Genomic DNA, 21,841 nt, shown 5'->3' on the forward strand with positions numbered 1-21,841 from the left:
AAGAATGGTACAAGAAAAGATCATCCTTGAAAAAGGAAAGCTAACAATAACTAGCATCATATAAGAGCTTTTAAGGATAGAACAGTAGAATAGGAATCTATGAGCAAGCCCTCTCGTATAAATAAAATAGGAGGGAAGTAGCAGCATATTTTTCATAAAGTGGCTCTCTTTCTTCATTTTTACTTTGGTTGCTCCTATTTGAAAATTCGAGCACACTCAAATACAATAAAAAGAAATGGCAAGGGAGAGGATTAGATGAAAAAAGAAGAAAAAATCGTGATTTTACAAGAGATCATCCGAATTAAATCAGTGAATGGAAACGAAGGTGAAGTAGCAGCCTATTTGAATAAGCTTTTGGCAAAGCATGACATAACAGGAGAGATTGTTTCTTACAGAGATGGTAGAGATAATTTGATTGCTCGTTACCAAAAGGGCCAATCAGGAAAAGTGTTAGGCCTATCTGGGCATATGGATGTCGTGGCGGCTGGTGATGAATCGTCTTGGACCTATGCACCCTTTGCAGCAGAAATCCATGGGAACCGTTTGTACGGACGTGGTGCTACAGATATGAAGAGTGGCTTGGCAGCAATGGTGATTGCCATGATCGAACTGAAAGAGTCAGGAAAACCATTTAACGGAACAGTCAAATTATTAGCCACTGTCGGAGAAGAAGTGGGTGAACTAGGTGGGGAACAGCTCACGAAAGCAGGCTATGTAGATGACTTAGATGCCTTGATCATCGGAGAGCCAACCAATTACAGTTTGATGTATACGCACATGGGATCAATCAACTATACAGTCACCTCGCACGGAAAAGAAGCGCATAGCTCTATGCCAGACCAAGGTTATAATGCAATCAATCACCTAAATGAATTCATTACGAAAGCAAATGCTGAAATGAATCACCTCGCTGAAACAATCGAGAATCCTGTCCTAGGAAAAACAATCCATAATGTTACATTGATCAGTGGCGGGAATCAAGTCAACAGCATCCCAAGCCATGCGCAGCTCCAAGGGAACATTCGATCGATTCCAGAATACCCAAATGATAAAATCATTGCATTGCTGCAATCAATCGTCAATGAATTGAATCAAGAGACAGACTATCATTTGGAATTGATGATCGATTACAACAAAATACCTGTCAAAGCTGATCCAGATTCTCCTTTGATTCATTGCATTCAGCAACAATTCAGCCAGCCATTACCTTTAGTTGGAGCGGCAGCAACAACGGATGCAGCCGAATTTACGAAAGCTAACCATTCCTTCGACTTTGTCGTCTTTGGGCCTGGTGTCGTTACTTTGCCTCATCAAGTAGATGAGTATGTTGAAATCGATAATTATTTGGATATGATTGAAAAATATCAAGGAATTATTTTATCCTACTTAGCGTAAGATTTTTTTAATAAATGAAAAAACAGAGCCAGATTAGCATTATTTTGCTAATCCAGCTCTGTTTATTCAGCCTATTTTTCTTTTTGAATATATCAAGCGTTGTGGCAACATAGTGATGACTAATGAAACAACGACGATAGACAACAAACGATCAAGGTAGTCTGTACCTGCCTGTACCAAGATCACACTTGTTGTCTGACTTAAACCTAACCCATGTAATAGCTGAACGATCATACTGGATCCTGAGGAGGTGATCCCGCCAAATAACTGAACGGTAATGATCGAAGAAACGATCGTTCCAGGTACCGACAAAATCAAAGCGAGTAATAACAGTTTCAAGCTGTTTTTATCTTTGCCGAGATATCTTGGCAAAATCAATCCAGCAAGCAAGCCTGTGAGAATTTGGATTGGCGAATAATACAGAGAAAAAATATCTGTAGTCACTCCACTTAAAATACCGCTGGACAATCCTGTCAGCATTCCAGGTACAGGCCCAAGCAATGCACCAGCAAAAATCGTTCCGATAGAATCGAGATAGATTGGCAAACGAAGCCATAAAGCAATCGTTCCTCCAATATAATTGATCCCAATACACAAAGCCATCACTGTAAGTACGCGAGTTGCCATTTTGTTTTTATTCATTTTGTTAGCCCATCTTTAACCTTTCCAAATCTTTCATAATCGTTTCTTCTTGTGCATTTAAAAGAACGGTTAAAAACTTTCGGAAAAAAAGACGAGTATCTACTTTTGTCATAATTTTACTGTTAGCAGGTTTCTGCCAAAATTCATAACGATCAACCAATGTTTGTCCACGACTTATTCCTTGAGTTTCCACAGCAGTGAAGCTTTTGAAACCTTCACAGATGGCCCCCTCGATAAAATAAGCAACAGCTAACGGATCATTGATGACACATCCTAAAATTCTTTCTTGTTTCCAGTGGAAGTCAAAATAAAAACGAGTGATCGCTTTTAGATACTCTCCCTCTTCAGGATTCATTTGACAGCAGTATTCGAGGATAGTCGGTGTCAAGACGATTTCTCTTGTCACATCTAACCCAACCATTTCTATCGTTTGTTTGAGATTCTCGAATACATAAGAAGCTGCTTCAGGATCACACCAGTAATTGTATTCAGCAACTGGCGAACAGTTACCATGGCTTTTGTAAGTTCCACCCATCGAGACAAAACGATCCATATGTTTCCCAATATTTGGGTTGACTTTCAAAGCAAAAGCGATATTGGTCAAAGGACCCAAAGCAATGACTGATGTATTTGTCTTTTCTTTGAAATAATCAGCCAAAAAATCAACGGCATGGAGAGGTTCTGCCTGTTTTCTCAAGATCATCGGGAAATTTGTTTCCCCTAAACCATCCATACCATGAGTGTCTTGTGCACTGATGAAAGGTTGCTTCAAAGGTTTTTCCATTCCTTGATAAACAGGAATGTCTAAACGATCACAGCGTTCCAGGCATTTCAGCACATTCTGCGTACCTATATCTGCAGGGACATTCCCACAAACTACGGTAATAGCAACTACTTCGATATCAGGGGATTTGACAGCTAATGATAAAGCTAAAGTGTCGTCGATCCCTGGATCGCAATCAATAATTACTTTTCGCATTATTTCCAATCTCCTTTCTTTAGAGATACTTAGTTTTTTATTCTGGGAAGTTTCCGAACCAGTCCAAGACGAGCGTCTTGATTATAATGCACGAAATTAGTATACTGGCTTTTATTGCGAATGTAAATGCTCTCTTACAAGTAAATCTATTGAGGAGAACTTTAAGTAAATGATACAATGAAAAAGAAATGGAATTTACGTGTGCCGAAAATAAAGAATCCTATGGATCGGTACATTGGATAATAGTTAGATTATAGTTTGGCAGAAAGCGGCGGGTGTACAATGGTTATTTTTTATTTCATTCTTATTCTGATAATTATAGGGATCAGTTACCATTTTCTTTCTTATTTTTATGCAAAGAAATTAGTAAGAGCGGGAGTACAGAGAGGATATGACTGGTATGAAGACACTGGTCATCGTTTGATGGACCCTGCTGCAGTCACGTCAGTAGAAAAAAAACGACAAAAATTAGAAGAAGAGTGTGAAAGCTTTTGGGAGCAGGGAACACCCAAAACAATCAAAAGTTATGACGGGTTGAAACTAGCTGGTCAGATGTTCATCCATCCAAATAAGCAGAATAAATGGGTCATTTGCGTACATGATTACCGAAGCACAGGGAAAAGAGACATGTCTCATATAGGTAAAAGATATGCAGAGAAAGGATTCAACGTTCTTGTACCTGATTTACGTGCGCACGGAGAAAGTGAAGGAGAAATCATCGGAATGGGATGGCTAGATCGGCTAGATTTAATTGCCTGGATCCAACTCATCTTAGATGAACAGCCGAATGCGTCCATTATTTTACACGGCGGATCAATGGGAGCTTCTACGATCATGATGGCAAGTGGTGAAAAACTTCCATCAGCGGTCAAAGGATTTATTTTAGACAGCGGATATGTTTCTGTTTATGCAGAATTCCGATATATGTTAAGTAAAATCACTGTCTTTCCTAAAAAAATGGTCATGAGATATGCGAATCATTATGCCCAGAAATACGCCGGTTACTCCTTAAAGCAAGCATCAGCTACGAGACAGCTTGGCAGCAATCATCTGCCTTTATTAGTCATCCATGGTGAAAGAGATCATTTTGTCCCTACAGAAGCAGCGTACACGATTCAAAATGCTACGGCAGGGGATAAAGCACTGCTGCTTGTTCCAGAAGCAGAACACTTGGAAGCATCGATGAAAGATCCGAAAACCTATTGGACAGTGATTTTTTCATTTATTGAACAAAGAATAACGATGAATTAATTTTCTCTTCTTTTTTGTAAGTAATTCGAGGATAAATAATTGTTTATAGATCAGGAGACTGCTAAAATAAGGTAGGAATAAAAAAATATCAGTTATTTGAGGAGTGCGGCATATGGAAATCAAAGAAGAAAAAAATCGTCTTGCTTTATTCAATGATGAACAACAAGAGATCGGAGAAATGACATGGTCAGATGCGGGCCCAGACATCATGATCATTGACCATACATTTGTAGATCCAGCATATCGTGGTCAAAAGTTAGCTGAAAAGCTAGTGTATACTGGAGTAGAATTAGCAAGACGAGACAGGAAAAAGATCATTCCTTTATGCCCTTATGCAAAAAAAGAGTTTGAAAAGAAACCAGAATATCAAGACGTCTTACGTCAGTCATAAGAATAACAGCTGAAAGTTTTGAACTTTCAGCTGTTATTCCATTTATATAGAGTTGTCACGGACTTTTATCTATGATAAAGTTAAAGAGACGATATCTTTTGGGAAGGAGGCTGCGATATGTATAATTTAATTTTGGGAATCGTGATCGTTTTATCGATTGTTATGGTCATTGCGATTATGATGCAGCCAAGCAAGCAAAATAGTGCAGCGAGTGCATTTACCGGCGGTGCGGATCAACTATTCGGCAAACAAAAAGCTCGCGGCTTTGAAGCTGTCATGCAGCGATCAACTGCAGTTATGGGAGCTATCTGGATGATCTTATTATTTGTCCTAGCATATTTATCTTCGAAGTAGTTGAATAAGCCTCTCGCAAAACGGCGGGCGGCTTTTTTTATTGCAAAGAGAACGCTTAAGAAGAAGTTATGAAAGAAACTATGGTAAAATGAGGCGAAAGAGGTGAGACGAGTGAGACAATTACCAAAACCCCTTTATGCAAAACATGGAAAGCGAGCGGTTTTGCTGCTTCACGCTTACTCAGGAAGTCCAAACGATGTTCGAATGCTCGCACGATTTTTGGAAAAAGCAGATTATACAGTTTATGCGCCGCTTTTTAAAGGACACGGAACAATGGAGCCATATGATATTTTGCAAGAAAAAGCAGAAAGCTGGTGGGCAGACACTAAAAAAGCCATCCATTTTTTACAGTCTGAGCAGTTTTCTGATATTGCCGTATTAGGATTATCAATGGGCGGCATCTTTGCTGTACGAGCACTAGAAGAAGAATCAGTGATTGGCGGCGGTTTTTTCTGTTCGCCTTTGTCTCCTGTAAAAACAAACGTGCCTGAAAACTTTGAAAAATACGTACGTCAAGTGCTGAAGACAGCAGGTAAATCAGAGAAAGAAATCAATGAAAAAGCAGTTGCTTACCGCTCGTTAGCTGAACAACAATTAATGGATATACAAGATCAGGCAGCAATCGTAGAAAGTAGGTTGTCAGATATCCAACAGCCGATATTTTTAGCTCAAGCTGGGAAAGATGAAATGATCGACCCTAATGGCGTATTTGAAACTGCACGCAAGTTGAGCCGTCAGCGAGTGACACTTCAATGGTATCCTGAAAGTGGTCATGTGATTACAGTTGGTACAGCAAGACGCGAATTAGAAAAAGACGTCTTGGAATTTTTAGAAAAATTACCTTGGAATGAGGAATAAATATGACAAAAGAAACGATAAAAGAGAAAATTCTCTTTTTCATGGAAAGCAGTCGCAAACGCAGTTTTTCTATGGAAGAAATCGCTGAAGGTTTAGGGTTCCAAAAAAGCGATGATTTTAAATTACTAGTACAAACGATTGCTCAAATGGAAAGAGAACAGAGTATAGTTTTCAATAAAAAAGGAAAAGTGAAACTTCCTTTAAAACCAATCTTGATCGAAGGAACATTTCGAGCAAATGAACGAGGATTTGGATTTGTAACGATTGATCCCGAAGAAGATGACATCTATATCCCAAAAGAAGCGACTGGTTTTGCAATGGATGGAGACACCGTAGCAATCGATATCATGAAGCGAGCAAATACAGATATGGATCGCGGAGCAGAGGGGAAAGTAGTCGAGATTCGAGACCGGGCGACTACTCAGTTAGCAGGGGAATTCGTTGCTTATTCAGAAGAAGAAATACAAGAAACGGATCTTTACGGCGTTGTTATCCCGAAAGATAGAAAGCTCAACCAATTTAAAGTATATGCAGCAGCAGAGGGAGTTCGTCCAGTTGACGGAAGTATTGTGCTGATCGAACTGACCCATTACCCTGAAAAAGGGTATGCGACTAGTTTAGAAGGGATAATCAAGCAAGTGATTGGTCATAAGAATGACCCTGGCATGGATATCCTCTCAATTGTCGTGGCTAATGGTATCCCTACGAAATTTCCTGATGATGTATTGTCTGAAGCAGATGAAGTTCCAGATCAAATCAGCGAAAAGGATATAACTGGACGTAGAGATTTAAGAAATCAGCTCATTGTTACGATTGATGGAGAAGATGCAAAAGATCTAGATGATGCAGTTACGGTTAAAAAATTAGATAACGGTAATTATTTTCTTGGAGTACACATTGCAGATGTTTCTTACTATGTGACACAAGGCAGTCAATTGGACAGAGAAGCATATGAAAGAGGGACAAGTGTATATTTGACTGATCGAGTGATTCCGATGATCCCGCAACGTTTATCGAATGGTATCTGTTCACTGAATCCCCATGTTCCAAGGCTGACCATGAGTTGCGAAATGGAGATTGATCCAAATGGACAAGTAGTCTCTCATGATATTTTCCCAAGTGTGATCCAAACAACAGAACGGATGACCTACACAGCTGTCAATCAAATCTTAGAAGATCAAGACGAAGAAACGATGCAACGCTATGCTCAGCTCGTACCTATGTTCCAAGAAATGGGTGAATTGCATCGAATCCTTGAAACGATGCGAATCAAACGTGGCGCGATTTCTTTTGAGGATCGCGAAGCGAAAATCCTTGTTGATGCTGAAGGACACCCAAATGACATCCAGCTAAGAAGCAGAGGAATTGGTGAACGCTTGATCGAATCTTTCATGCTTGCGGCCAATGAAACGGTAGCTGAACATTATAATAAATTAAATCTGCCGTTTATTTACCGAATCCATGAACAGCCAAAAGAAGAAAAAATGCAGCGCTTCTTTGATTTTGCTTCAGCTTTGGGCATTCTGGTCCGAGGAACGAAAGGAACGATCACACCAAAAGATTTACAGCATGTGATCGAAGGAGTAGAAGACAAACCAGAAGCTGCAGTTATCAATACTATGTTGCTAAGAAGCATGCAACAAGCACGCTATTCAGAAGACAATTTTGGGCATTATGGCTTAGCGGCAGATTACTACACACACTTTACATCTCCTATTCGACGCTATCCCGATCTAATCGTCCATCGTCTGATCCGTTCTTACAGTGAAGATAAAAGTGAAAGCAATCAAAGTTCGTGGGCTGCGGAACTTCCTGAAATTGCAGATCATAGTTCTAAGATGGAACGTCGTGCAGTAGAAACAGAACGTGAAGTAGATTCCATGAAGAAAGCAGAATTCATGATGGACAAAGTGGGAGAAGAATTCGATGGGATCATCAGCTCTGTTGTGAAATTCGGCCTGTTTATCGAACTGCCGAATACAGTAGAAGGATTGATCCATATCAATGAATTGAAACAGGACTACTTCCATTTTGTTGAAAATCATTTAGCTCTTGTAGGTGAAAGAACTGGTCTGACTTTTAAAATCGGACAGAAAGTGCGAGTAAAAGTAGTCAAAGCTGATCCAGATGAACGGGCAGTAGATTTTGAACTTGTTTCCGCAGAAGAGGTTACAGCGTTGGAACGGCCAAAAATACGAAATGGAAAATCAGGAAAACGCGAAGGAAAACAAGCAGGAAAACGCCCAGAAAGAAATGGCAAGAAGAACAAACGATATAGCGATAGTAAGCAAACGTTCGGTAAGAAAAAAGGGAAGAAGCCATTTTACAAAGGTGTTAAAAAGAAGAAAAAGAAAAAATAAAATGAGTTGGAGGAAACAGCTATGCCAAAAGGCGAGGGAAAATTAATTGCACAAAACAAGAAAGCTCGCCATGATTATTCGATCATCGACACGATGGAAGCAGGGATGGTCTTGCAAGGAACCGAGATCAAGTCGATACGAAACAGCCGGATCAATCTAAAAGATGGATTTATTCGCGTCCGCAACGGAGAAGCTTTCTTGCATAATGTTCATATCAGTCCTTATGAACAAGGAAATATTTTTAATCATGATCCGTTGCGCACGAGAAAGTTATTATTACACAAAAAACAAATCATCCGTCTTGAAAATGAATTGAAAAATACTGGGATCACTGTTGTTCCTTTAAAAGTCTATATTCGTAACGGCTATGCCAAGGTATTGATTGGTCTGGCAAAAGGGAAAAAATCGTATGATAAACGGGAAGATTTGAAACGAAAAGATATCGATCGACAAATTGATCGAACATTAAAAAATTTCTCTAGATAATTTCATTATCCTTTTTCGCATATTCGGTGCTTTTGCTTTTACTTAATGATAAAATTTGTTAGCATTTAATCTGATAAAACATGATTATCATAGGTTTTTTCTTAGATCAGGAGCACCGTGTATAAAGAAAAATTCGCTTCGTTTTTGACTGAAATAAAAAAGTGTCTAATTTTCATGAAAATGTTTTGAATTTTCTGTTTCATGGTGGTATGATACCGTGTGGTTAGAAACCGATTGGAAAAAACCAGATACGCACATGAATTGATTTTATGTGAATTTCGGGGAAAAGAGGTGAAATGGATTGGATGAACGCTCGCTAACGTTCCACATTGGACCAATTTGGTTTGATGGTACAGTTTGTATAATGGTGTTACTGACCTGTTTGATTGTTTTCTTCTTAGCTTACTTTTTTACAAGAAATCTTAAGTTGAAACCAACAGGCAAACAAAATGCGATAGAATGGGTCATTGATTTTAGTCGAGGAATCGTAACAGATAATCTGCCTAGAAAAGAATTGAGCAATTTCCATTTGTTGGCATTTACATTGTTTTTATTTGTTTTTGTTGCAAACAACATCGGTTTAGTAACAAAAATCGTTTTACCTAACGAAACAACACTTTGGAAAAGCCCGACAGCAGACCCGTTTGTTACTTTAACTTTGGCATTTATAATGATCTTACTTACTCACTTATTTGGGGTGAAAAAGTTAGGCTTCAAAGGATATTTCGTAAATTCGTTCTTGAAACCATATAGTTTTATGTTTCCGATGAAACTGATTGAAGAATTTACAAACTTATTAACACTTGCTTTACGTCTTTATGGGAATATTTATGCGGGGGAAGTTTTGCTAACCTTGATTGCAAAAATGGTAATAAGCTTAGGCTGGTTCTCATTGCCGTTAGCAATTCCATTAGAGATGGTCTGGATCGCATTCTCCTTGTTTATCGGAAGCATCCAAGCATTTGTCTTCGTTACTTTATCTATGGTTTATATGAGCCATAAGATTGAAGTGGAAGAATAATATTCGTTTTAAAAACAAACTACTATTTATCTAATTTAGGAGGAAAACAATTATGAATTATATCGCAGCAGCAATCGCAATCATGGGAGCAGCAATCGGAGCCGGTTATGGTAACGGTCAAGTTATCTCTAAAACAATCGAATCAATGGCTCGCCAACCTGAAATGTCTGGTCAATTCCGTACAACAATGTTTATCGGGGTAGCTCTAGTCGAAGCTGTTCCTATCTTAGGGGTAGTTGTCGCCTTGATTCTAGTTTTTGGTGTTTAATTGAATCAGTATTAAGGCAGAAACAATTTGGTTTGTTACTGCTTTTTTACATGAAAACTAGAAGTACTTCAAAGAAAGGAAGGCTCGCCTATGCTGAATCAATTGGCAATTGCAGAAGTTGGCAATGCGATGTTAGGAAATGTCATCGTTGTCAGCGGCTCATTTTTGATACTACTGGCTCTCTTGAAGCATTTTGCTTGGGGACCAATCAGCGATATTTTGAAAAAACGTGAAGACAAGATCGCCAATGATTTGGATTCTGCAGAACAATCTCGCATCAACTCAGCGAAAATGGAACAAGAACGCGAACAACAATTGTTAGCCTCTCGTTCTGATGCAGCTGATATCATCAAAAATGCGAAAGAAAGTGGAGAATTAAGCCGCCAAAATATTTTGAAGGATGCTCAAGAAGAAGCAGCTCGTCTAAAAAGTAAAGCCCAAGCTGATATCACTGTAGAACGTGATTCAGCGCTGAACTCTGTAAAAGACGATGTTGCAGAACTATCTCTTCAAATCGCGGAAAAAATCTTGAACAAAGAATTATCTCCAGAAATGCACGAATCATTAATCAATCAATATATCGAAGGTCTAGGTTCTTCAAATGAAACTAGATAAATATACAGTAGGAAGACGTTACGGGAAAGCTTTATTTGAACTGGCGATCGATTCAAATCAAGCAGAAGAAATCTATCAAGATCTCGTAAGCTTACGTCAAATCTATGAACAAGTACCTGGATTAGGTAATATGTTAAGTGATGTTCGTCTAGAACCTCATGAAAAACGAGAAATCATGGACAAGCTTGTTAGTGGCTATGATGGAATCGTTAAAAACTTTTTAGAAGTTGTTTATGCGTATAACCGAATGGATGATCTTTTGTTCATGATCGAAGAATATGAACGTCGATATGATGAACATCAAGGTTTGCTGTTGGGAAGTGTCACAACAGCAGTTCCACTTTCAGACGAACAACGAATACAATTAGAAAAGAATGTTGCAAAAACAATGAACTATCAATCAGTCGAATTAAAACAAATCGTTGATTCTTCTATTATTGGTGGCGCGATTGTTGAAGCTAACCATCGAGTAATCGACGGAAGCATTCGCACGCAATTAGAAAATATGCGTAATCAATTAAATAGATAGTACAAAGAGGTAGGTGAATCGAATGGCCATCAAAGCAGAAGAAATTAGTGCCTTGATTAAAGAACAAATTGAAAATTATCAAAACGTGCTTTCAGTCGAAGAAATCGGTACCGTAACTTATGTAGGTGACGGGATCGCTCGTGCACATGGTTTAGAAAACGCGATGAGTGGTGAGTTGCTTGAATTTTCAAATGGCTCATACGGAATGGCGCAAAACTTAGAATCAAATGATGTAGGTATCATTATCCTTGGCGATTTCGAGTCCATTCGTGAAGGAGATAAAGTAAAACGAACAGGAAAGATCATGGAAGTTCCAGTTGGAGAGGCCTTGATCGGACGGGTAGTTAATCCGCTAGGTCAGCCAATCGACGGACTAGGTGAAATCGTTACTGACAAAGCTCGTCCAGTAGAAGCAATGGCACCAGGCGTTATGCAACGTAAATCTGTTAACGAACCAATGCAAACAGGTCTAAAAGCAATCGACGCTCTTGTACCAATCGGACGCGGCCAACGTGAATTAGTTATCGGTGACCGTAAAACAGGGAAAACTTCCATTGCGATCGATACGATCATCAACCAAAAAGGTCAAGATATGATCTGTATCTATGTAGCAATCGGACAAAAAGATTCTACAGTTCGTACACAAGTTGAAACATTGAAAAAATATGGCGCAATGGATTACACAATCGTTGTGAATGCCGGTGCGTCTCAACCAGCGCCGTTGCTTTATATCGCACCATATGCTGGTACTGCAATGGGTGAAGAGTTCATGTACAACGGGAAACATGTCTTGATCATTTTTGATGATCTTTCAAAACAAGCTGTTGCTTATCGTGAACTTTCCTTGCTACTTCGCCGTCCACCAGGTCGTGAAGCTTATCCAGGGGATGTTTTCTACTTACACTCACGCTTATTGGAACGTGCAGCAAAATTAAGTGATGATTTAGGTGGCGGTTCAATGACTGCCTTACCATTTGTTGAAACACAAGCTGGAGATATCTCTGCTTATATCCCAACAAACGTTATTTCGATCACTGATGGACAAATCTTCTTAGAAAGCGACTTGTTCTACGCAGGTACTCGTCCAGCGGTTGATGCCGGACTATCTGTATCTCGTGTAGGGGGTTCTGCGCAAATCAAAGCAATGAAAAAAGTTGCTGGGACTTTACGTCTAGACTTAGCAAGTTACCGTGAATTAGAAGCATTTACACAATTCGGTTCTGACTTGGATGCAGCAACACAAGCAAAACTAAATCGTGGACGCCGTACAGTAGAAATCTTGAAACAAAAATTGCATGCACCGCTAGCTGTTGAAAAACAAGTAGTGATTTTGTATGCTTTGACACATGGATTCTTAGATAGTATCCCTGTAGACAGTATTTTAGACTTCGAACATGAATTATTCGAATATCTGGATACCAATCATTCAGATATCTTTGAAACAATCCGTACAACAAAAGATCTTCCAGAAGAAGAAGCGTTGAACAGTGCGATTCAGGAATATAAAGACATGTTCTTAGCTACAAAAGGAAATAATTCCTCTACAGAAGATAAATTGAAATCCATTCAAAATGCATAGTGAGGTGAGATGAATGGGTGCTTCATTAAATGAAATCAAGACACGTATCGCTTCAACGAAAAAAACGAGCCAAATCACGCGGGCAATGCAGATGGTGTCTGCTTCTAAGTTGACAAAATCTGAAGCTTCTTCACAGAAGTTTCAGGTTTATGCAACAAAAGTAAGAGAAATCGTTACGCATTTGACTGCTACTCAGTTAAATGATATTGCCTCAGAAAATCCTAGAGGGGATATCAATTACAACAGCATGCTGCTCAGCCGTCCTGTTAAGAAAACTGGTTATATCGTCATCACTGCAGATGGCGGTTTAGTCGGTGGATATAACAGCTCGATATTGAAACAAACGATGTCTATTTTAGAAGAAGACCACCAATCACCCGATGATTACGTGATGATCGCAATTGGCGGAACTGGTGCAGACTTCTTTAAAGCACGCGGTATCAATCTAGCATATGAGCTGCGCAATCTATCTGATCAGCCAAGCTTTGATGAAGTCCGCAAAATCGTAAATATGGCAACAACTATGTACCAAAACGAAGTATTCGATGAATTATACGTATGTTATAACCATCATATCAATTCGCTAACTAGTCAGTTTCGTGTAGAAAAAATGCTGCCAATCTCAGACTTAGATCCAGAAGAAGCAACTACTTTCGAACAAGAATATATTTTTGAACCTTCAAAAGAAGAAATCTTGTCTCAGTTATTGCCTCAGTATGCTGAAAGTTTGATCTACGGTGCGATCGTTGACGCCAAAACAGCAGAACATGCTGCTGGTATGACAGCAATGAAAACAGCAACTGATAATGCTGCTAATATCATTGATGAGCTGACGGTTTCTTACAACCGTGCAAGACAAGGGGCTATTACCCAAGAAATTACCGAAATTGTTGCCGGAGCTTCGGCACTAGAATAGTATTGAGATTGGAGGAAAAAAGATGAGTTCAGGCAAGATTGTTCAAGTAATCGGTCCCGTTGTCGACGTGGAATTTTCTTTAGACCAATCCTTACCAGATATCAACAACGCATTAGTTGTTTATAAAAATGACGAAAATAAATCAAAAGTTGTTCTTGAAGCAGCGTTAGAATTAGGGGACGGAGTGATCCGGACCATTGCGATGGAATCAACAGATGGTTTACAAAGAGGAATGGAAGTCATTGATACAGGCAAAGCAATCTCTGTTCCTGTAGGTAAAGAAACATTAGGTCGCGTATTCAACGTACTAGGAGATACGATCGATTTAGAAACACCTTTCCCAGAAGATGCGGAAAGAAGCGAAATTCATAAAAAAGCACCAGCCTTTGACGAATTAAGTACAAGTACAGAAATTTTGGAAACAGGGATCAAAGTTATCGATTTGCTTGCCCCATATTTAAAAGGTGGGAAAGTCGGACTATTCGGTGGTGCCGGTGTTGGTAAAACCGTACTGATCCAAGAACTGATCCATAATATCGCCCAAGAACATGGTGGTATTTCTGTATTTACCGGTGTAGGTGAACGTACTCGTGAAGGTAATGACTTGTATTATGAAATGAAAGATTCAGGAGTTATCGAAAAAACAGCCATGGTGTTCGGACAAATGAACGAACCACCAGGTGCACGTATGCGTGTTGCTTTGACTGGTTTGACGATTGCGGAATATTTCCGTGATGTAGAAGGTCAAGATGTACTGTTGTTTATCGACAACATTTTCCGTTTCACTCAAGCTGGATCTGAAGTATCAGCCTTGTTAGGACGGATGCCTTCTGCGGTTGGTTATCAACCAACATTGGCAACAGAAATGGGTCAATTGCAAGAACGTATCACATCTACGAAAAAAGGTTCGATCACATCGATCCAAGCAATCTATGTGCCAGCCGATGACTACACTGACCCGGCGCCGGCAACAGCATTCGCCCATTTGGATGCGACAACCAACTTGGAACGTAAATTAACAGAACAAGGGATTTATCCAGCGGTAGATCCATTGGCTTCTTCTTCAAGTGCTTTAGCACCTGAAATCGTGGGAGAAGAACATTATAAAGTAGCAACAGAAGTCCAACACGTATTGCAACGATATCGTGAATTACAAGATATCATTGCTATCTTAGGTATGGATGAATTATCCGATCAAGAAAAAGTGTTAGTTTCTCGTGCCCGCAGAGTCCAATTCTTCTTGTCACAAAACTTTAACGTGGCTGAACAATTTACTGGTCTTCCAGGTTCATATGTCCCTGTAGAAGAAACAGTGAAAGGATTCCGCGAAATCTTGGAAGGCAAATACGATGATCTTCCTGAAGAAGCTTTCCGAAGTGTTGGCCGAATCGAAGACGTCGTAGAAAAAGCGAAAACACTAGGCTACTAGAAAGGGGTGCCCCATGGATCAATATTTAACAGTAAATGTGGTAACTCCTGCCGGTTTGGTCTATGATCACCATGCAGCTATCGTCGTTGCACGTACGACAGCTGGTGAGCTTGGGATTTTGCCTAAACATGCACCAATCATCGTTCCATTGACGATTGATGAAGTTCGCGTAAAACGAACAGATTCAGATACCCACGTCGATTGGATCGCTGTTAATGGCGGAATCATGGAAGTTCGTGATAATGTTGTTTCAATCGTTGCTGATAGTGCGGAACGTGAACGTGATATCGATGTATCTCGTGCAGAACGTGCAAAACAACGTGCAGAACGCCAAATCGAAGAAGCAAAAGCAAAACAAGATACGAACGAATTGAAACGGGCAACTGTTGCGTTGCACCGAGCAATCAATCGTATCAAAGTATCTAAGCACTCATAAAATGAGATGCGGATGTTTATCCGTGTTTAAGAACAGTAAAAAGAGGTTATGACAGAAGTGGTCAGCTTCAAGACATAAGAAGGAATTTACGAAAATTGCTTCTCAAATTTTTGTGAAATCTCAGCTTATTTTTCGAAGAAGCTACTTCTGGAACACCGTATATCAGAGGTTGTGAAAAAGCTGCCCTGCATCAAGTAATAAGAACAGCTAAACAAAAATAGCTCCTTATATTTTTCGTTTGGTTGGACTTATTACCGCAGATGCAAGCTTTTGAACACCGTATATCAGAGGTTGTAAAATCAGCGTTTTGTCCTGAGTATTAGAGAAACAAATGGAAAATAGTTCCTCATATTTTGCCGTTTTTTGAGCTAATACCGAGGGTCAGATGATTGAACACCGTTTATTTGGAATAAGGGACTGCGACAAGACTTTTGTCTCAGTCCCTTTTTTTGCATATTTTTAGCATTTATTTCCTAAAAAATGTAAGGGGATTCCTATATTTTTAAGTATACTTGTTTTTCCTTTTATACATTTTATGGTATTATCATTTTATTAGTTATTATAAAACAATCGTTAGAAAGGACGTCATTATGCAAGTATACGGAATTGATGCGGTGCTTCGAATCGTGAGTCATTTGGCGTTTATCTACTTAGCCTTCTGGTCTTTACGTTCGTTACGCATTGAAACTTTTTTCAGACCAATGCATAATACGCAAATTAGAATGGCAATCGTACTTTTTTCAATTTTTTTAGGGTACACTGCAAGTAATTTTTTCTTAGAAGTTATCGCTTTATGCCGAAATCTTTTCGTTAGCCTGTAAATTTTAAAAAAAGGTACTATTTTAAAAGCAAGGATGTTATAATAGAAAAGATTTTGAGTAAGTGTATGCTCATTGGAATTTTTTGGAGGGAACAACATGGAAGAGATCATCGTAAGAGGTGGCAATCAATTAAATGGAACAATAAGAATTGAAGGAGCTAAAAATGCTGTTTTGCCTATTTTAGCTGCTAGTTTGTTAGCAGAAGAAGGTATTACGACATTAGACAACGTTCCGATTCTTTCTGATGTCTTCACTATGAATCAAGTGATTCGTCACTTAAACGTAGATGTAGATTTTGATGAACAAAAGAATCAAGTAACAATCGACGCTTCAAGACAATTAGAAATCGAAGCGCCTTATGAGTATGTTAGTCAAATGCGTGCTTCAATCGTTGTGATGGGTCCGCTACTTGCCAGAAATGGACATGCAAAAGTAGCTATGCCTGGTGGATGTGCGATTGGTAAACGACCAATCGATTTGCATTTAAAAGGATTTCAAGCTTTAGGAGCAAAAATTATTCAAAAAAACGGCTATATCGAAGCAATTGCGGATGAATTGATCGGTAACACGATTTATTTAGATTTCCCTAGTGTAGGTGCTACTCAAAATATCATGATGGCTGCCGTAAAAGCAAAAGGAACAACCATCATTGAAAACGTAGCTCGCGAACCAGAAATCGTTGATTTAGCAAACATTTTGAATAAAATGGGCGCTCAAGTCTATGGAGCTGGTACTGAAACAATGCGTATTGAAGGCGTGGATCATTTACATGCAGTCAACCACTCAATCGTACAAGATCGTATCGAAGCAGGTACCTTTATGGTTGCTGCTGCAATGACACAAGGCAATGTGCTGATTGCAGATGCTATCTCTGAACATAACCGCCCATTGATTTCTAAATTGATCGAAATGGGTGCAGAAATCATTGAAGAAGAAGGCGGAGTCCGTGTCATCGGACCAAAACATATCTTACCTACAGATGTAAAAACGATGCCTCATCCTGGTTTCCCTACAGATATGCAAGCTCAAATGACAGCTATCCAATTAGTTGCAGAAGGTACAAGTGTAGTGACTGAAACAGTGTTTGAAAATCGTTTCCAACATTTAGAAGAGATGCGCCGTATGAACGCTCATGTCAAAATCGACGGAAATGTAGCAATCATGGATGGAAACCATGAATTGCAAGGTGCAGAAGTATATGCAACAGACTTGCGGGCAGCAGCAGCATTAGTTTTAGCTGGCTTGAAAGCAAATGGAATCACACGTGTGCGTAACTTGAATTATCTAGACCGTGGATATTATAATTTCCATATCAAACTACAGCAATTAGGTGCAGACGTTGAACGTGTAGACATGGATCAAACTTCTGCTGAAAAAACAGCACAAACGATTGCTTAAGGAAGTGGCTGAATGAGTAACCAACGATATATCTTATTAACTTTGATAAAGATTTTAGTGGTGATCTTATTGCTTATCCTTCTTTTTGTGGCCGGAACGATGATCGGATATGGTGTCATCGGTGGCGGCAATCCATTTAAAGTATTCCAGCCAAGTTTGTGGATTCATATTCGAGACTTTTTTCATTGATAAATAAGAATCACAGTGGTTCTAGTCGATATGAAGTGAGCCATGAAGCAGAACATGATAAAAGAAAACAGAAGGGAACGTTGACGTTAGTCGCGATCCCTTTTTTTAGTAAAAGAAAAGAAGGAATCTAATTGATGAAGAAGATATTGATTTATTTAGTTAGAGGATATCAGCGCTTTATTTCGCCTGCATTTCCACCTAGCTGCCGTTATTACCCAACCTGTTCCAATTATATGATAAAAGCAATTCAAACCCATGGTGCGCTAAAAGGGACGGTAATGGGGACTGCACGGATCTTACGCTGTCATCCTTTTGTCAAAGGCGGTATCGATTATGTACCATTGACATTCCGATTAACGCGAAATAAGAAAGATAAAAAAGAACCAGATTATAAAAAGGTTGTGAAAAATACGGGTAGCACTGAGCGATAAAGAAACAATTTGGAAAATAGCTTCTCATATTTTGCAAAATTGTGAGTTATTGCCGAAGTGTTGGATTTTGAACACCGTCAAAAAAAGGTTGTGAAAAATACGAGTAGCACTGAGCGATAAAGAAAAAGAGGAAATTTATTGTCAAAGTAACAACTCCGCAACTACTTATATGGGGGACAAAAAATGATCGAAGAACTAAACAAGAAAGATTTACCATGGTCCTTGTTATTAGATGCAGATCCTGATAAAGAAAAAGTTCAAGTATATGTTTCCAGAGGGAGTGGCTGGATATGGAAAGAAAAAGAAAAAACAATAGGTGTACTGATCTATGTGGCAAGGGAAAAAGAATACGAAATCGTCAATGTAGCAGTAGCCCCAACGTATCAAGGAAAGGGGATTGGCGGAAAATTACTTGAGACAGCTTTTCAGAAGCTTTCACAACTCGCTTCCAGTCAAACTCAGATCATCATACGAACCGGCAGTACTAGCAGTGCGGCGTTACATCTCTATCAAAAAATGGGCTATGTGGAGATTGGTCGAGTCAAAGACTATTTTATCCATCATTACTCTGAGCCCATTTTTGAAAATGGAGATCAATTAAGGGATCAAGTGATTTTAGCAATTCACTTACCTAAAAATAGCTTTAACTAATAAACTTTCAATTCGAGAAAATGCTTTCAAATGCTAAATAGATACATTACAATAGCTTTAGCAAACAAAAAGGAGAATATTTTTATGGGAATATTAGTTTTTGATTTTGGTGGATCGGCTGTCAAATATGGTTGTTGGGATGGCAAAGAGATTAAAGGTAAGGGACAATTTGCAACGCCTGAATCTTGGGAAGAAATGAAAGCGCAATTATTTCAAGTTTATAAAAAAATACTCGTTTCTTTTGAAGTCGAAGGAATTGGAATCAGCTCTCCTGGAGTAGTGAATAATGAGAAACAGGTGATTGAGGGAATCAGTGCGATTCCTTATATTCATGGATTTAATATTTTCCGAGATTTGGAAACTCTGTTTCAACTCCCAGTAACGATTGAAAATGACGCCAACTGTGCCGGAATGGCTGAATTTTATGAAGGTGCTGCCCGTGATTATCAAGATGTTGCTTTTGTTGTGGCAGGAACTGGGATTGGCGGGGCGTTGTTCACGAAAGGACAAATCAATAAAGGGGCACATCTTTATGGTGGAGAATTTGGGTTGATGTTCTTAAATGGCGATAAGACATTCAGTAAACTTGGTACAGCGGTACAGATGGCTTGGCGTTATTGTGAACGCAAAGGTCTCGATAAAAATGCTTATACCGGAAAAGATGTCTTTGAATTAGCAGAAACTGGAGATGCAATAGCAAAAGAAGAAGTTGAGAGTTTTTATACGTATCTTACAAAGGGATTATTCAGTATTCAATTTTCATTTGATCCAGAAGTGATCGTATTAGGCGGCGGTGTTTCTGCAAAAGAAGGGCTCATTGATGAGATCAAAAACCGAATGAAGAAGCTGACAGAACAATTCGATCTGCATGATTTCGAACCGCAGATTTTATTATGTGAATACAGAAACGATGCTAATCTTGTAGGTGCAGCAGCAAACTATCTCGCTGTACGTCAAGGAGAGAATTAAGAGCTTTAGAGAAGGTGCAGCTTGCATAAAAGAAGTGAATGAAATGAATAGGAGATTTTTACCTAAGGAATGTTTTATTTGCTGCAGTATGATAAAATATCTGAGAGGTGAAAATGATGTCAAAAAAAAATAAAGATATTGAAGTGCGTATAGAAGAAGTGAAAAAAGATATCAAAGGTAAGAATTATGAAGTCACTCAGTTATTTATAGGGAAAAAAATGATTGGTGAGATCTTAGCCTATGGGCCAAAAGAATATGAAATTTTCTTTGGTGAAGAAGATTTTGGAAAAGAAAAAAGTCTTGAAAATGCGATAGAAACAGTGATTCGACACTGGAATCTGCACGAATAAAAAAATATCAAAAAAACTTTCAATAAAGGGTTGCAAAAATCTGGAAAATTAGGTATTATAACTAAGTCAGGTTGATACAAACCTTTCGGAGGAGTAGCGAAGTGGCTAAACGCGACGGACTGTAAATCCGTTCCTTAGGGTTCAGTGGTTCGAATCCACTCTCCTCCATTTCATTGGGGTATAGCCAAGCGGTAAGGCAAGGGACTTTGACTCCCTCATGCGTTGGTTCGAATCCAGCTACCCCAGTATACCACAATCGTAAGCTCTCGTTAGTTCGAGAGCTCTTTTTTTTGCTTTGCTACCTTGTTCCTTGAAGATTCTGCTGATTTAAGATAGAGTTAAGTTAACTACAAGAATTGGAGGGATCCACATGAAATGGAAAGAAAAAGTAGACGAAGCAGCTGAAAAGTTATATGATTTGGTCAAATCAGAAAAATACAATATTGAAGTGAATATTCCGAAAAAAGGCGGAAAAGCGGTCCAGGTAAAATCAAAACGCCCAACGAATCATACAAAAAAATGGATGGCTAAAAACCGCTAATAATAACAAAAGATCCATAAGTCGGCATTTTCATCGATTTTAGGGTCTTTTGTTATTTTCTAGGTTGAACATATCTAAAAAATTGTTTCTGACAATAGGAGTAGGAAGAACGATGTGTGTCTAAATCCTCAGTTGATGGATAGAAACCTTTATCTTTTTCAGTTGTGAATCAGGTATATACCAGTTATAATAGAAGAAACGAAAGGACGGGTGTACGTTATGTCGAATCAATTACCTGTATATATACAGATTCATGACCAATTAAAAAATGAAATCGAACAAGGTATATGGAAAGTCGGAGACCGTCTTCCTTCAGAAAGAGAATTAGCAGTGAAATTCAATGTCAGCCGTATGACGTTGAGACAAGCAATTCAAAACTTGGCAGATGAAGGAATCTTAGAAAGAAAGATCGGTTCGGGTACATATGTTGCGCGAGAAAAAGTACAAGAAAAAATGTCTGGTGCAACAAGTTTTACAGAAATTATGGAATCGCAAAATCGAGTACCGTCTAGTCGGACAATCTCTTATTTCTTGACTTCGCCAAGCTCAAGTGAAATGGAAAAACTAAACTTGAGTAAAGATGACACGATCTTGCGAATGGAACGTATTCGTTTCGCAGATGATGTCCCTATTTGTTTTGAAGTTGCCAGTGTGCCACAAAAGCTGATCGATGGCTACAGCAAAGCAGAGATTACTGAATCGTTGTATCGCACGCTAGAAGAAAAAGGCGGGAAAAAGATCGGTCCAGCGAATCAAACGATTACTGCTGTGTTGGCTTCTGAGAAAATTGCTGACTATTTAGAGGTAAAACGAGGAGATGCAGTTCTTCGTTTGCGCCAGATTTCTTATTTTGAAGACGGTACGCCGTTTGAGTATGTGCGTACGCAATACGTAGGAAATCGTTTTGAGTTTTATTTGGAAAAATAAAAAACAGGTGATCCCTGATTCCTTATTAGAAATAAAAGAGAATCAGAATCACCTG

26 protein-coding genes, 2 tRNA genes and 1 riboswitch are annotated in these 21,841 nt (G+C 38.9%); of the genes, 26 read left to right on the forward strand and 2 right to left on the reverse strand.

Features of this window, described 5'->3' with window-relative positions; all coding sequences use genetic code 11:
* Positions 1–255 precede the first annotated feature (255 nt).
* Positions 256–1,395 carry an ArgE/DapE family deacylase gene (locus tag IGL31_RS03530; RefSeq protein WP_086299816.1) on the forward strand — a complete coding sequence of 380 codons (1,140 nt, stop codon included), beginning with the start codon at positions 256–258 and terminating at the stop codon, positions 1,393–1,395.
* A 66-nt stretch (positions 1,396–1,461) separates the two neighbouring features.
* Here the strand turns inward: IGL31_RS03530 and IGL31_RS03535 are convergent, their stop codons facing one another.
* Positions 1,462–2,037, reverse strand: coding sequence for an ECF transporter S component (locus tag IGL31_RS03535; protein ID WP_002289479.1), 576 nt, complete (start codon positions 2,035–2,037; stop codon positions 1,462–1,464).
* Between the two features lie 4 nt (positions 2,038–2,041).
* Entirely contained in the window at positions 2,042–3,016 is a 975-nt protein-coding gene (locus IGL31_RS03540) for a nucleoside hydrolase (RefSeq protein ID WP_002296444.1), read from the reverse strand.
* A 23-nt stretch (positions 3,017–3,039) separates the two neighbouring features.
* A riboswitch (PreQ1 riboswitch) is annotated at positions 3,040–3,084 on the reverse strand.
* A 214-nt stretch (positions 3,085–3,298) separates the two neighbouring features.
* On the opposite strand from IGL31_RS03540, the gene IGL31_RS03545 reads away from it, so the two are divergent.
* From IGL31_RS03545 to IGL31_RS03665, 25 genes are all read left to right on the forward strand, one after another.
* Positions 3,299–4,267, forward strand: coding sequence for an alpha/beta hydrolase (locus IGL31_RS03545; RefSeq protein WP_002289477.1), 969 nt, complete (start codon positions 3,299–3,301; stop codon positions 4,265–4,267).
* Positions 4,268–4,379: 112 nt separating this feature from the next.
* Positions 4,380–4,658 (forward strand): GNAT family N-acetyltransferase, encoded by a 279-nt coding sequence (locus IGL31_RS03550; protein WP_086299815.1) that lies wholly within the window; start codon positions 4,380–4,382, stop codon positions 4,656–4,658.
* Between the two features lie 117 nt (positions 4,659–4,775).
* Positions 4,776–5,012, forward strand: coding sequence for a preprotein translocase subunit SecG (gene secG, locus IGL31_RS03555; protein ID WP_002289017.1), 237 nt, complete (start codon positions 4,776–4,778; stop codon positions 5,010–5,012).
* Positions 5,013–5,114: 102 nt separating this feature from the next.
* Entirely contained in the window at positions 5,115–5,870 is a 756-nt protein-coding gene (locus tag IGL31_RS03560) for an alpha/beta hydrolase (protein ID WP_002304573.1), read from the forward strand.
* Between the two features lie 2 nt (positions 5,871–5,872).
* On the forward strand, positions 5,873–8,230 hold the full coding sequence (gene rnr, locus IGL31_RS03565) for a ribonuclease R (RefSeq protein ID WP_002299412.1): 2,358 nt from the start codon (positions 5,873–5,875) through the stop codon (positions 8,228–8,230).
* Between the two features lie 21 nt (positions 8,231–8,251).
* Complete coding sequence (gene smpB / locus IGL31_RS03570; RefSeq protein ID WP_002289013.1) at positions 8,252–8,716, forward strand: SsrA-binding protein SmpB; 465 nt, start codon at positions 8,252–8,254, stop codon at positions 8,714–8,716.
* A 301-nt stretch (positions 8,717–9,017) separates the two neighbouring features.
* Positions 9,018–9,737: a F0F1 ATP synthase subunit A gene (gene atpB / locus IGL31_RS03575; protein ID WP_002289012.1), complete on the forward strand. Its 720-nt coding sequence runs from the start codon at positions 9,018–9,020 to the stop codon at positions 9,735–9,737.
* 52 nt (positions 9,738–9,789) lie between these two features.
* The gene (atpE, locus tag IGL31_RS03580) at positions 9,790–10,005 is read left to right on the forward strand and encodes an ATP synthase F0 subunit C (protein ID WP_002289011.1); all 216 of its coding nucleotides are present in this window, start codon (positions 9,790–9,792) and stop codon (positions 10,003–10,005) included.
* 90 nt (positions 10,006–10,095) lie between these two features.
* A complete protein-coding gene (gene atpF, locus IGL31_RS03585; protein WP_002289010.1) occupies positions 10,096–10,620 on the forward strand; it encodes a F0F1 ATP synthase subunit B in 525 nt (174 codons plus the stop codon).
* On the forward strand, positions 10,607–11,149 hold the full coding sequence (locus IGL31_RS03590; protein ID WP_002289009.1) for a F0F1 ATP synthase subunit delta: 543 nt from the start codon (positions 10,607–10,609) through the stop codon (positions 11,147–11,149). The genes atpF and IGL31_RS03590 overlap by 14 nt, the downstream gene beginning before the upstream one ends.
* A 22-nt stretch (positions 11,150–11,171) precedes the next feature.
* On the forward strand, positions 11,172–12,728 hold the full coding sequence (gene atpA, locus IGL31_RS03595; protein ID WP_002289008.1) for a F0F1 ATP synthase subunit alpha: 1,557 nt from the start codon (positions 11,172–11,174) through the stop codon (positions 12,726–12,728).
* A gap of 13 nt (positions 12,729–12,741) precedes the next feature.
* On the forward strand, positions 12,742–13,644 hold the full coding sequence (locus tag IGL31_RS03600) for a F0F1 ATP synthase subunit gamma (RefSeq protein WP_002292792.1): 903 nt from the start codon (positions 12,742–12,744) through the stop codon (positions 13,642–13,644).
* A 22-nt stretch (positions 13,645–13,666) separates the two neighbouring features.
* A complete protein-coding gene (atpD, locus tag IGL31_RS03605; RefSeq protein WP_002289006.1) occupies positions 13,667–15,073 on the forward strand; it encodes a F0F1 ATP synthase subunit beta in 1,407 nt (468 codons plus the stop codon).
* Positions 15,074–15,086: 13 nt separating this feature from the next.
* Positions 15,087–15,509: a F0F1 ATP synthase subunit epsilon gene (locus tag IGL31_RS03610; RefSeq protein WP_002289005.1), complete on the forward strand. Its 423-nt coding sequence runs from the start codon at positions 15,087–15,089 to the stop codon at positions 15,507–15,509.
* A gap of 590 nt (positions 15,510–16,099) precedes the next feature.
* Positions 16,100–16,330, forward strand: a complete 231-nt coding sequence (locus IGL31_RS03615) for a DUF1146 family protein (protein ID WP_002289004.1) — start codon at positions 16,100–16,102, stop codon at positions 16,328–16,330.
* A 96-nt stretch (positions 16,331–16,426) separates the two neighbouring features.
* Complete coding sequence (gene murA, locus IGL31_RS03620; RefSeq protein ID WP_086299814.1) at positions 16,427–17,728, forward strand: UDP-N-acetylglucosamine 1-carboxyvinyltransferase; 1,302 nt, start codon at positions 16,427–16,429, stop codon at positions 17,726–17,728.
* 12 nt (positions 17,729–17,740) lie between these two features.
* Positions 17,741–17,917, forward strand: coding sequence for a DNA-directed RNA polymerase subunit beta (locus IGL31_RS03625; RefSeq protein ID WP_002292789.1), 177 nt, complete (start codon positions 17,741–17,743; stop codon positions 17,915–17,917).
* A gap of 134 nt (positions 17,918–18,051) precedes the next feature.
* Positions 18,052–18,348, forward strand: a complete 297-nt coding sequence (yidD, locus tag IGL31_RS03630; RefSeq protein ID WP_002289000.1) for a membrane protein insertion efficiency factor YidD — start codon at positions 18,052–18,054, stop codon at positions 18,346–18,348.
* 183 nt (positions 18,349–18,531) lie between these two features.
* Positions 18,532–18,999 (forward strand): GNAT family N-acetyltransferase, encoded by a 468-nt coding sequence (locus IGL31_RS03635; protein WP_002296580.1) that lies wholly within the window; start codon positions 18,532–18,534, stop codon positions 18,997–18,999.
* Positions 19,000–19,083: 84 nt separating this feature from the next.
* Positions 19,084–19,968 (forward strand): ROK family protein, encoded by an 885-nt coding sequence (locus tag IGL31_RS03640; RefSeq protein WP_086299813.1) that lies wholly within the window; start codon positions 19,084–19,086, stop codon positions 19,966–19,968.
* Between the two features lie 113 nt (positions 19,969–20,081).
* On the forward strand, positions 20,082–20,318 hold the full coding sequence (locus IGL31_RS03645) for a DUF2969 domain-containing protein (protein ID WP_002316425.1): 237 nt from the start codon (positions 20,082–20,084) through the stop codon (positions 20,316–20,318).
* Between the two features lie 87 nt (positions 20,319–20,405).
* A tRNA-Tyr gene (locus tag IGL31_RS03650) sits at positions 20,406–20,486 on the forward strand.
* A 6-nt stretch (positions 20,487–20,492) separates the two neighbouring features.
* Positions 20,493–20,564 (forward strand) — tRNA-Gln (locus IGL31_RS03655).
* A 124-nt stretch (positions 20,565–20,688) separates the two neighbouring features.
* The gene (locus IGL31_RS03660; RefSeq protein WP_002294990.1) at positions 20,689–20,859 is read left to right on the forward strand and encodes a hypothetical protein; all 171 of its coding nucleotides are present in this window, start codon (positions 20,689–20,691) and stop codon (positions 20,857–20,859) included.
* A gap of 219 nt (positions 20,860–21,078) precedes the next feature.
* Complete coding sequence (locus IGL31_RS03665; RefSeq protein ID WP_002292782.1) at positions 21,079–21,786, forward strand: GntR family transcriptional regulator; 708 nt, start codon at positions 21,079–21,081, stop codon at positions 21,784–21,786.
* The last annotated feature ends 55 nt before the right edge of the window (positions 21,787–21,841 follow it).

It is taken from the genome of Enterococcus sp. MSG3290, from assembly GCF_050555565.1.
GTDB classification, from domain to species: Bacteria; Bacillota; Bacilli; order Lactobacillales; family Enterococcaceae; genus Enterococcus_B; species Enterococcus_B faecium.

What these genes read in the sequence shown, in the direction of transcription:
- rnr (WP_002299412.1), top strand. Translation starts at nt 5,873, where the DNA reads ATGACAAAAGAAACGATAAAAGAGAAAATTCTCTTTTTCATGGAAAGC.
- IGL31_RS03530 (WP_086299816.1), top strand. Translation starts at nt 256, where the DNA reads ATGAAAAAAGAAGAAAAAATCGTGATTTTACAAGAGATCATCCGAATT.
- yidD (WP_002289000.1), top strand. Translation starts at nt 18,052, where the DNA reads ATGAAGAAGATATTGATTTATTTAGTTAGAGGATATCAGCGCTTTATT.
- IGL31_RS03625 (WP_002292789.1), top strand. Translation starts at nt 17,741, where the DNA reads ATGAGTAACCAACGATATATCTTATTAACTTTGATAAAGATTTTAGTG.
- atpD (WP_002289006.1), top strand. Translation starts at nt 13,667, where the DNA reads ATGAGTTCAGGCAAGATTGTTCAAGTAATCGGTCCCGTTGTCGACGTG.
- murA (WP_086299814.1), top strand. Translation starts at nt 16,427, where the DNA reads ATGGAAGAGATCATCGTAAGAGGTGGCAATCAATTAAATGGAACAATA.
- atpA (WP_002289008.1), top strand. Translation starts at nt 11,172, where the DNA reads ATGGCCATCAAAGCAGAAGAAATTAGTGCCTTGATTAAAGAACAAATT.
- IGL31_RS03610 (WP_002289005.1), top strand. Translation starts at nt 15,087, where the DNA reads ATGGATCAATATTTAACAGTAAATGTGGTAACTCCTGCCGGTTTGGTC.
- IGL31_RS03660 (WP_002294990.1), top strand. Translation starts at nt 20,689, where the DNA reads ATGAAATGGAAAGAAAAAGTAGACGAAGCAGCTGAAAAGTTATATGAT.
- IGL31_RS03590 (WP_002289009.1), top strand. Translation starts at nt 10,607, where the DNA reads ATGAAACTAGATAAATATACAGTAGGAAGACGTTACGGGAAAGCTTTA.
- IGL31_RS03645 (WP_002316425.1), top strand. Translation starts at nt 20,082, where the DNA reads ATGATGTCAAAAAAAAATAAAGATATTGAAGTGCGTATAGAAGAAGTG.
- IGL31_RS03665 (WP_002292782.1), top strand. Translation starts at nt 21,079, where the DNA reads ATGTCGAATCAATTACCTGTATATATACAGATTCATGACCAATTAAAA.
- IGL31_RS03535 (WP_002289479.1), bottom strand. Translation starts at nt 2,037, where the DNA reads ATGAATAAAAACAAAATGGCAACTCGCGTACTTACAGTGATGGCTTTG.
- IGL31_RS03640 (WP_086299813.1), top strand. Translation starts at nt 19,084, where the DNA reads ATGGGAATATTAGTTTTTGATTTTGGTGGATCGGCTGTCAAATATGGT.
- secG (WP_002289017.1), top strand. Translation starts at nt 4,776, where the DNA reads ATGTATAATTTAATTTTGGGAATCGTGATCGTTTTATCGATTGTTATG.
- smpB (WP_002289013.1), top strand. Translation starts at nt 8,252, where the DNA reads ATGCCAAAAGGCGAGGGAAAATTAATTGCACAAAACAAGAAAGCTCGC.
- atpE (WP_002289011.1), top strand. Translation starts at nt 9,790, where the DNA reads ATGAATTATATCGCAGCAGCAATCGCAATCATGGGAGCAGCAATCGGA.
- atpF (WP_002289010.1), top strand. Translation starts at nt 10,096, where the DNA reads ATGCTGAATCAATTGGCAATTGCAGAAGTTGGCAATGCGATGTTAGGA.
- IGL31_RS03540 (WP_002296444.1), bottom strand. Translation starts at nt 3,016, where the DNA reads ATGCGAAAAGTAATTATTGATTGCGATCCAGGGATCGACGACACTTTA.
- IGL31_RS03545 (WP_002289477.1), top strand. Translation starts at nt 3,299, where the DNA reads ATGGTTATTTTTTATTTCATTCTTATTCTGATAATTATAGGGATCAGT.
- IGL31_RS03615 (WP_002289004.1), top strand. Translation starts at nt 16,100, where the DNA reads ATGCAAGTATACGGAATTGATGCGGTGCTTCGAATCGTGAGTCATTTG.
- IGL31_RS03635 (WP_002296580.1), top strand. Translation starts at nt 18,532, where the DNA reads ATGATCGAAGAACTAAACAAGAAAGATTTACCATGGTCCTTGTTATTA.
- IGL31_RS03550 (WP_086299815.1), top strand. Translation starts at nt 4,380, where the DNA reads ATGGAAATCAAAGAAGAAAAAAATCGTCTTGCTTTATTCAATGATGAA.
- IGL31_RS03600 (WP_002292792.1), top strand. Translation starts at nt 12,742, where the DNA reads ATGGGTGCTTCATTAAATGAAATCAAGACACGTATCGCTTCAACGAAA.